Source organism: Teichococcus aerophilus, assembly GCF_014490485.1.
Classification (GTDB): domain Bacteria; phylum Pseudomonadota; class Alphaproteobacteria; order Acetobacterales; family Acetobacteraceae; genus Pseudoroseomonas; species Pseudoroseomonas aerophila.
Map to the genome: position 1 here is coordinate 1 of NZ_JACTVA010000090.1, position 9328 is coordinate 9328.

The 9328-nt window shown below is 68.9% G+C and carries 7 protein-coding genes; 2 read left to right on the forward strand and 5 right to left on the reverse strand.

Features of this window, described 5'->3' with window-relative positions:
• The coding region (locus tag IBL26_RS24445) for an ABC transporter substrate-binding protein (RefSeq protein ID WP_241749726.1) at positions 1-1565 on the forward strand (1565 nt) is incomplete at its 5' end.
• Between the two features lie 117 nt (positions 1566-1682).
• Here IBL26_RS24445 and ilvC read toward each other — a convergent pair.
• The 4 genes from ilvC to miaA form a co-directional block, all read right to left on the reverse strand.
• Positions 1683-2699, reverse strand: a complete 1017-nt coding sequence (ilvC, locus tag IBL26_RS24450; protein WP_187787120.1) for a ketol-acid reductoisomerase — start codon at positions 2697-2699, stop codon at positions 1683-1685.
• A gap of 35 nt (positions 2700-2734) precedes the next feature.
• Positions 2735-3259 carry an acetolactate synthase small subunit gene (gene ilvN, locus IBL26_RS24455; protein WP_187787121.1) on the reverse strand — a complete coding sequence of 175 codons (525 nt, stop codon included), beginning with the start codon at positions 3257-3259 and terminating at the stop codon, positions 2735-2737.
• 58 nt (positions 3260-3317) lie between these two features.
• A complete protein-coding gene (locus IBL26_RS24460; RefSeq protein WP_187787122.1) occupies positions 3318-5117 on the reverse strand; it encodes an acetolactate synthase 3 large subunit in 1800 nt (599 codons plus the stop codon).
• Positions 5118-5197: 80 nt separating this feature from the next.
• Positions 5198-6163, reverse strand: coding sequence for a tRNA (adenosine(37)-N6)-dimethylallyltransferase MiaA (gene miaA / locus IBL26_RS24465; RefSeq protein WP_187787123.1), 966 nt, complete (start codon positions 6161-6163; stop codon positions 5198-5200).
• A 26-nt stretch (positions 6164-6189) separates the two neighbouring features.
• On the opposite strand from miaA, the gene serB reads away from it, so the two are divergent.
• Positions 6190-7080 (forward strand): phosphoserine phosphatase SerB, encoded by an 891-nt coding sequence (serB, locus tag IBL26_RS24470; protein WP_187787124.1) that lies wholly within the window; start codon positions 6190-6192, stop codon positions 7078-7080.
• Between the two features lie 321 nt (positions 7081-7401).
• On the opposite strand, the gene IBL26_RS24475 is transcribed toward serB, so the two are convergent.
• Complete coding sequence (locus IBL26_RS24475) at positions 7402-8973, reverse strand: DegQ family serine endoprotease (protein WP_187787125.1); 1572 nt, start codon at positions 8971-8973, stop codon at positions 7402-7404.
• Positions 8974-9328: the final 355 nt, after the last annotated feature.

A 9328-nucleotide genomic window follows, 5' to 3' on the forward strand; every position in this document is an offset into this window, starting at 1 on the left:
CCGCCGCGCTGGCCACCGGCGGGGGCCTGCTGGCCGCGCCGCGCCTGGGGCGCGCCCAGGCGGCCCGGCCGCTGCGCTTCGTCGCCCAGGCCGACCTGACGATCCTGGACCCGATCTGGACCCCCGGCATCGTCAGCCGCAACCACGGGCTGATGGTGTTCGACACGCTCTACGGCGTGGACACTGACCTGCGGCCGCAGCCGCAGATGGCCGCCGGCCACCAGATCGACGACGACGGCAAGCGCTGGACCATCACGCTGCGCCCGGGGCTGCGCTTCCATGATGGGGAACCGGTGCGCGCACGGGACGTGGTGGCCAGCATCCGCCGCTGGGGCAAGCGGGACACGTTCGGCATTGCGCTGATGGCCATCACCGACGAGATCGCGGCGCTGGACGACACGCGCCTGGTGTTCCGCCTGAAGCGCCCCTTCCCCATGCTGGCCGACGCGCTGGGCAAGCCCGGCACCATGAACGCCTTCATCATGCCGGAGCGGCTGGCGCTGACGGATGCCAGCACGCAGGTGACCGAGATGGTCGGCAGCGGGCCGTTCCGTTTCATCGCCAACGAACACGTAGTCGGCGCCCGCACCGTCTATGAGAAATTCGCCGGCTACGTACCGCGCGAAGGCGGCACGCCCAGCCTGCTGGCGGGGCCGAAGGTGGTGCATCTGGATCGCGTGGAGTGGGTCTCGGTCCCAGACCCGGGCACCGCGGCAGCGGCCTTGCAGCAAGGCGAGATCGATTGGTGGGAACAGCCGCCGGCCGACCTGGCGCAGGCGCTGAAGCGCAACCGCAACATCAGGCAGGAGGTGCTGGACACCTTCGGCTCCCCCGGCTTCCTGCGCTTCAACCAGTTGCACCCGCCTTTCGACAAGCCGGAGATGCGGCGGGCGCTGCTGGGTGCCGTGGCCCAGGCGGATTTCATGCAGGCGGTGGCCGGCGACGACCGGACCCTGTGGCGTGACGACCTTGGCTACTTCCTGCCCGGCTCCCCCATGGCGAGCGATGAGGGCATGTCCGTCCTGACCGGCCCGCGCGACCTGGATGCGGTGAAGCGGGCGCTGGAGGCCGCCGGCTACAAGGGCGAGAAGGTGGTGCACCTGCAGCCGACCGACTACCCCTCCGTCAGCGCCATGAACGTGGTGGCGGCGGACATGATGCGCCGCTGCGGCATCAACGTGGAATTGCAGGCCAGCGACTTCGGCACCTTCATCCGCCGCATCGCCAACCAGGAAGCGCCGGAGCGCGGCGGCTGGAACAGCGTCTGCGTCAGCACCGCGGGCGCCAGCTGGGTGAACCCGGCCGCGCACAATTACCTGCGCGGCAACGGTAAGAGCAGCATCGTCGGCTGGCCGGTGAGCGAGCGGCTGGAAACCCTGCGCGACCGCTGGTTCGAAACCCCGGCGGAGGGACAGGCGGCGCTGGGGCGGGCGATGCAGGCGGCGGCGTTCCAGGACGTGCCCTTCATCCCGGCCGGGCTGTTCTACCAGAGCACGGCGTATCGCAGCGACCTGACCGGGATGGTGAAGGGCGCGCCTGTCTTCTGGAATGTTCGGCGGGGGTGACGAAGGAGAGAAGAGGAAGGTCGGGGGAATTCTTTCCCCCGACCTTCTTCCACGCCGCCAATAAAAAACGCGCCGGTCTTGCGACCGGCGCGTTCTTTCGTGGCAAGGCGCCGAAGGTTAGTTCTTGGCCTTGTCGACCAGCGCGCCCTTGGTGATCCAGGGCATCATGCCGCGCAGCTTGGTGCCGACTTCCTCGATGGAGTGCTCGGCCAGCTTGCGGCGGGTGGCCTTGAAGGAGGCCTGGTTCACCTTGTTCTCCAGCATCCAGTCGCGCGTGAACTTGCCGGTCTGGATGTCGGTCAGCACGCGCTTCATCTCGGCCTTGGTCTCGGACGTGATGATGCGGGGGCCGGTGACGTACTCGCCGTATTCCGCGGTGTTGCTGATGGAGTAGTTCATGTTGGCGATGCCGCCCTCATAGATGAGGTCGACGATCAGCTTCACTTCGTGCAGGCACTCGAAATAGGCCATCTCGGGGGCGTAGCCGCCCTCGACCAGCGTCTCGTAGCCCGCCTTGATCAGCTCGACGAGGCCACCGCACAGGACGACCTGCTCGCCGAACAGGTCGGTCTCGCACTCTTCCTTGAAGGTGGTCTCGATGATGCCGGAACGGCCGCCGCCGACGGCGGAGGCGTAGGACAGCGCGATTTCCAGCGCGTTGCCCGAGGGGTTCTGGTGCACGGCCACCAGGCAGGGCACGCCGCCGCCCTTCTGGTACTCGCCGCGCACGGTGTGGCCGGGGCCCTTCGGCGCGATCATGAACACGTCGATGTCGGCGCGCGGCTCGATCAGGTTGAAGTGCACGTTCAGGCCGTGCGCGAAGGCCAGCGCGGCGCCTTCCTTCATGTTCTCGTGCAGGTGGTCGCGGTACAGGTCGCCCTGGCCCTCGTCCGGCGTCAGCACCATGACGACGTCGGCCCACTTCGCGGCCTCGGCCGGGGAGAGAACCTTGAAACCGGCCGCTTCGGCCTTCTTGGCGGACCCACCCGGGCGCAGGCCGATGACGACGTCCGTCGCACCGGAATCGCGGATGTTCTGGGCATGGGCATGGCCCTGGCTGCCGAAGCCGATGATCGCGACCTTCTTGGCCTTGATCAGGTTCACATCCGCATCACGGTCGTAGTAAACGCGCATCTCTGGCGCACTCCCCAGGTCAGAAAGAAGAAGATTCAGGCGGTCAGGCTGGACGTGCCGCGCACGATGGCAACAGCACCTGTCCGGGATACTTCCGCAAGCCCGATCGGCCGCATCAGGCTGATAAAAGCGTCGAGCTTCTCGCCGCTTCCCGTCATCTCGAAGACGAAGCTCTCGGTGGTAGCGTCCACCACGCGGGCGCGGAAGGCGTCCGCCAGGCGCAGCGCCTCCTGCCGGGCGGAGCCGGTGCCGACCACCTTGATCAACGCCAGTTCCCGTGTCAGATGCGGGCCCTCCAGCGTCAGGTCGGACACTTTGTGCACCGGCACCAGCCGGTCGAGCTGCGCCTTGATCTGCTCGATCACCATCTCCGTCCCGGTGGTAACGACGGTGATGCGGGAGAGGCGCCCGTGCTCGTCCACCGGTGCCACGGTCAGGCTATCGATGTTGTAGCCGCGGCCGGAGAATAGGCCGATGACGCGGGCCAGCACGCCGGCCTCGTTCTCCACCAGCACGGCGATGGTCGCCGCGCGTTGCACGTTGTCGTTCAGGTCGGCCATCAGGGTCGTTCCGGTCGTCAGGAGATAAGGAGGGGTCGCGAAGACTTCGGCCTTGGTTTCAGACCAGCCCCATCCCCTGATCCGTGACGCTGGCGCCGCCGCCGCTCTCCTGCCCGCTGGCCAGCAGCATCTCGTTATGCGCGGCGCCGGACGGGATCATCGGCATGACGTTTTCCTTCTCGTCCACCGCGCAGTCGACGATCACCGGACGGTCGATGGCGATCATCTCGCGGATGACGCGGTCCAGGTCGTCCGCACCCTCGATGCGCATGCCGACGCCGTGGAAGCTTTCCGCCAGCTTCACGAAATCAGGCAGCGCCTCGCTGTAGCTTTCCGAGTAGCGGCTGCCGTGCAGCAATTCCTGCCACTGCCGCACCATGCCCATATACTGGTTATTGAGGATGAAGACCTTCACGGGCAGGCGGTACTGGGCGAGGGTCGCCATCTCCTGAATGTTCATCAGGATCGAGGCTTCGCCGGCGATGTCGATGCACAGCGCATCCGGGTGCGCCACCTGCACGCCCATCGCCGCCGGCAGGCCGTAGCCCATGGTGCCGAGGCCGCCCGAGGTCATCCAGCGGTTCGGCTTCTCGAAGCCGAAATACTGCGCCGCCCACATCTGGTGCTGGCCAACCTCGGTGGAGATGAAGGTCTCCCGGCCGCTTTCCTTGGTCAGCTCGTACAGGCGCTTCACCGCATGCTGCGGCTTGATGATTTTGCCGGTCTGCACGTAGTCCAGGCACTTCTTGCCGCGCCACAGGTCGATCTGGCGCCACCAGGCGGCGATGGCCTCGCGGTCCTGCTGCGCCGGCTCCTCGTCCCACGCGGCGATCATGGCGCGCAGCACGGCGGCGGCGTCGCCGACCACCGGCACCTCGACCTTGACGTTCTTGTTGATCGAGGACGGGTCGATATCGGCGTGGATCTTCAGCGAGCCGGGGGAGAAGGCGTTCAGCCGCCCCGTCACGCGGTCATCGAAGCGGGCGCCGATGTTGAACATCACGTCGCACCCGTGCATGGCCAGATTGGCCTCGTAGGTGCCGTGCATGCCCAGCATGCCCAGGAACTGCGGGTCGCTGGCTGGGAAGGCGCCCAGGCCCATCAGCGTGTTGGTGCAGGGCAGCGAGGCCATGCGGACCAGCTTGCCCAGCAGCGCCGCGGCTTCCGGACCGGCGTTGATGACGCCACCGCCGGCATAGACCACCGGGCGCTTGGCCGCCTTCAGCATGGCCACGGCCTTGCGGATCTGCCCCGCATCCGGCTCCACCTGCGGGCGGTAGCTGCGGTGCTCGCGCTTCGGCGCTTCCGTATAGGGGCCCTTGCCGACCAGGATATCCTTCGGCAGGTCGATCACCACCGGGCCGGGGCGGCCGCTGCGCGCCACGTAGAAGGCATCATGCACCGTCTCCGCCAGCTTGCGGATGTCCTTGACCAGGTAGTTGTGCTTGGTCGCCGGGCGGGTGATGCCGGTGGTGTCGGCTTCCTGGAATGCGTCGTTGCCGATCAGGTGCGTCGCCACCTGCCCGGTCAGGCAGACGATGGGGATGCTGTCCATCAGCGCATCCACCAGCCCGGTCACCGCATTGGTGGCACCGGGGCCGGAGGTGACCAGCACGCAACCCACCTTGCCGGTGGAGCGGGCATAGCCCTCGGCGGCATGCACCGCCGCCTGCTCATGCCGCACCAGGATGTGGCGGATGGCGTTCTGCTGGAAGATGGCGTCGTAGATAGGAAGGACGGCGCCGCCAGGATAGCCGAAGATAACGTCTACGCCCTGCTCCTTCAGCGCGCGCAGTACGATCTCGGCACCCGTCAGGGACGTGGTGGCGGATGCGGCGGGAAGGGTCTGGGGAGACATAATGATTATGGGCTTCCTGACAGGGTTGGCGCGCGGCACGCCGCGGGCAACGTCCGTCTAACGCGCGCCGGCACCCCCCGTCAACGACAGCGATCAATAAAAGCGATAATTTCCACCCATTCACTTTCTGAAAATTGCTCTAGACCCACCACTCGCGCATGGATCGTATGCGCGCGGGTCACATCCGCGAGCGGTTGGTGCCGGAACCAGGTCGCCTGCCGCTTGGTGTACTGGCCGATGGCGAGGCAGGCGCGCCGCCCCGCTTCCGCCAGGTCGATCTCGCCGCGCAGGGCCGCGCCGATCTCCGGCACGCCATGCGCGCGCATCGCCGGCAAGCTGGGGTCCAGGCCGAGGGCCAGCAACTCCCGCACCTCCTCCACCGCGCCGGCCTGCATCATGGCCTGCCAGCGGGTGCTGATGGCAGCGCGCAGGATGTCGCGCGGCGGGTCCAGCCGCAGGGCGGCGAAGCGCCAGGGCACACCGTCTTTCAGCGCCGGCCCGGTGCCGGGGGCTTTCTGCCAGGAGGCTAGCCCCCTGCCCGTCCCGCGCCAGACTTCCCAGGCGCGCGCCAGCCGCTGGCTGTCGCTGGGGCGCAGCCCGGCAGCGGTCTCCGGGTCCTCCGCCGCCAGGCGGGCGTGCAGGGCGGCGGGGCCCTCGGCGTCCAGCAGGGCACGGGCTTCGGCGCGGGTCTCGGGCAGGATGGGCGGCACCTCGCTCAGCCCATCGGTCAGCGCGCGGAAGTACAGGCCGGTGCCGCCGCACAGGATGGGCAGCTTCGCCGCCGCCATTTCCTCCAATGCCCGCTCGCGCCACCAGGCCACGCTGGCAGCCTCGGCCGGGGAGTGCACGCCATACAGGCGGTGCGGCACGCGGGCTTCCTCCGCCGCGCTCGGGCGGGCGGTCAGTACCCGCAGGCGGTCATACACCTGCATGGAATCGGTGTTGATGATGGTGCCGCCCAGTTGCTCCGCCAGGGCGAGCGCCAGCGCCGACTTGCCGCTGGCGGTCGGCCCGGCCAGCAGCAGCGCGAAAGGTTGATCACTCATGGCCGCGCGGGCATGGTCCCGCCCCGATGTCCCATATCCTCACCCTGATCGCGCCGGCCGGTATCCTGCAGGCGCCCATTGTCGCACGAGTGCGCGCGGCCCTCCTTGACCTCGGCGGCCAGGCCGGCACGCCGGACTGGCTGGCGGAGGGCGAGGCCGCCGACCTGCCCTTCTCCATGCTGGCGCCGGAGCAGGCGGACGCGATCGCCCGCGGTGCGCTGGAAGGCGCGCCGGTGGACTGCATCGCCCAACCCGCCGAGGGAAGGCAGAAACAACTGCTCGTCGCCGACATGGACAGCACCATCATTACCGCTGAGACCCTGGACGAGCTGGCCGCCTATGCCGGCGTGCAGGACCAGATCGCCGCCATCACCCAGCGCAGCATGAATGGCGAGATCGACTTCGCCACCTCTCTGCGGGAGCGGGTGGCGATGATCAAGGGCCTCTCCCTCGATGCGCTGGAAGCCACCTGGGCGGAGATCGAGGTGATGCCGGGCGCCGAGGCGCTGGTACGCACCATGGCGGCCAACGGCGCCCACTGCGCCATCGCCTCCGGCGGCTTCACCTGGTTCACCGCCCGGGTGGCGGAGCGCGTCGGCTTCCAGAGCCACCATGCCAACATCCTGCTGGATGACGGCAAGGCCCTGACCGGCAAGGTGGAGGAGCCGGTGTTTGACCGGGACGCCAAGCTGGTCATCCTGAAGAAGCTGGCCGCCGAGCTGGGCCTGCCCCTGGCCGCCACCGCCGCCGTGGGCGACGGCGCCAACGACCTGGCGATGCTGGGCGCGGCGGGGTTGGGCGTCGCCTACCACGCCAAGCCGGTAGTGGCCGCCAGCGCCCGGGCCAAGGTGGAGCATGCCGACCTGCGGGCCCTCCTCTATGCCCAGGGGTACCGGGCGAGCGAATTGGTCGGCTGAGAGGAAGGTCGGGGAAGGAATTCCCCGAACCCCTTCTTTTTTTTGCGAGTGACGATTCAGGCGCCAAGGCCGCAGGTCTGCGCTGAGTGGCGAAGCCATCATGGATTTGCAGGCAATACGGGCTGCACTGCGGTCGGAGACCTCGGACCTCCGCCCGACCAAGGCGGAGCGCAGAGGGCTTAGCCCGCCCAGGCCACCACCCAACTGAGAGAAAAAAGATGGGGCCTGGGGGAATTCCTTCCCCCAGCCTTCACCGCCCCGAAAACGCAAACAGGGGAGCCGAAGCCCCCCTGCGTTAGCGTAGCACCCGGAAGACAGCCCTTAGCCGGGGCTGCGGCCTTCGGCGGGGCGCAGGCGCAGCGGCACGAAGCGCTGACCCTGGTTGTTCTCGATCAGCAGCAGCGCGGTGGGGCGGTTCTGCTTGCGCAGGCGCTCCAGCTGGTCGCGCACCTCCGTCGGCGTGGTCACGCGGGTCTGCTGCACTTCCACGATCAGGTCGCCGGCGGTGATGCCACGCTCCGCCGCGTTGCTGCCGGGGGTCACTTCAGTGACGACGACGCCACGGGCGTTGTCGCGCAGGCTGAAGCGCTCCTTCAGCTCCGGGTTGATGGGCGAGACGCGCAGGCCCAGGCCGGAGAGTTCCAGCGCCGCGCCGGGGCGGGCCGGCTGCGGGGTATTGCCGGCCTCGGCGGTCTGGTCGGCCGGCAGCTCGGCCACCGTGATCTTCAGCTCATGCTCGCGGCCGCCGCGCCACACGGTCAGCGGGACCTCGGAGCCCACGGCGGTCTCGGCGACGATGCGCGGCAGGTTGCGCATCTCCCGCACTTCCTGGCCATTGAAGCGCAGGATCACGTCGCCGTTCTGCACGCCGGCCTTGGCGGCCGGGCCGTTCTCGTCCGCGCGGGCCACCAGGGCGCCACGGGCGCCGCCGGGCACGCTCAGGCTCTCGGCGATCTCTTCGTTCACCTGCTGGATGTTCACGCCGATCCAGCCGCGCCGCACCCGGCCGCCGTCCCGCAGCTGCGCCACGATGCTCTTGGCCAGGTTGGACGGAATGGCGAAGCCGATGCCGATGGAACCGCCGGAGGGGGAGACGATGGCGGTGTTGATGCCGATCACCTCGCCGTTCAGGTTGAACAGCGGGCCACCGGAATTGCCGCGATTGATGGCGGCGTCGGTCTGGATGAAGTCGTCATACGGGCCGGCGTTGATGTTACGGCCGCGGGCGGAGACGATGCCCGAGGTGACGCTGCCGCCGAAGCCCAGCGGGTTGCCGATGGCCAGCACCCAGTCGCCCACCTCGGCGCGGTCGGAGTCGCCGAAGGGCACCACGGGCAGCGGCGTCTCGGACTTCACGCGCAGCACGGCCAGGTCGGTGCGCGTGTCGACGCCCACCAGCTCGGCCTTCAGGATGGTGTTGTCGTGCAGCACGACGTTGATTTCGTCCGCGCCATCGACGACGTGGTTGTTCGTCACGATGATGCCGGAGGCGTCGATGATGAAGCCCGAGCCCTGGCTCTGAGCGCGGCGCGGCGGCTGGCCGGGACGGGCCCCACCGCCACGGTTACGGTCCATGAAGTCCCGGAACAGCTCTTCGAACGGGCTGCCCGGCGGTGCCTGCGGCACTTCGGGCGCGTCCGGCCGGCCGGCCCGGTTGCCGCCGCCGATCGTCTGCGTGGTCTGGATATTGACCACGGACGGCAGCAGGCGGCGGGCGAGCGGCGCGAAGCTGGCGGGGGCGCCGGCTGGCGGGGGAGTGACCAGCGGCGTGGTGCTCGGCCCGGGGGTAGGCTGTTGGGCGGGCTGCTGGGCAGGTTGCTGTGCCCAGGCTGGCGTCGCGGCCAACGGGGCCGCGGCGACCGCGGCGGCGAGCATCATGGAGGCGAGACGCATAGGCAGAACCTCGCTGGCGACCGAAAGGGGCCGCGTGGGGGATCGAGAGGGACAATGGAAATGGGGCCACCGTCCCGGATGGCAAAGGGCGTAACCCTGCTGCCTCACCAAAAACCACATGGTGAAACAAAGCTGCAAAGGTCACGCCATTCGCGCGGGAGGAAAGCCTAGAGCGATTTGCGGCGCCGCGGTATCGCCAGACCGGCAGGAATGTGCCCACGCGCGAAAAGCTGATCGGCCTTTCGCGCGTGGCGCTGGTCGTCGGGCCGCCCGCGCCTCAGGGCGCGGGGGCTGGGGCCGGCGTGGCGTCCGGCGCCGGGGCCGGGGCTGGAGCCGGTGCGGGCGCCTGGGGCGC

What these genes read in the sequence shown, in the direction of transcription:
- ilvC (WP_187787120.1), bottom strand. Translation starts at nt 2,699, where the DNA reads ATGCGCGTTTACTACGACCGTGATGCGGATGTGAACCTGATCAAGGCC.
- ilvN (WP_187787121.1), bottom strand. Translation starts at nt 3,259, where the DNA reads ATGGCCGACCTGAACGACAACGTGCAACGCGCGGCGACCATCGCCGTG.
- IBL26_RS24460 (WP_187787122.1), bottom strand. Translation starts at nt 5,117, where the DNA reads ATGTCTCCCCAGACCCTTCCCGCCGCATCCGCCACCACGTCCCTGACG.
- miaA (WP_187787123.1), bottom strand. Translation starts at nt 6,163, where the DNA reads ATGAGTGATCAACCTTTCGCGCTGCTGCTGGCCGGGCCGACCGCCAGC.
- serB (WP_187787124.1), top strand. Translation starts at nt 6,190, where the DNA reads ATGTCCCATATCCTCACCCTGATCGCGCCGGCCGGTATCCTGCAGGCG.
- IBL26_RS24475 (WP_187787125.1), bottom strand. Translation starts at nt 8,973, where the DNA reads ATGCGTCTCGCCTCCATGATGCTCGCCGCCGCGGTCGCCGCGGCCCCG.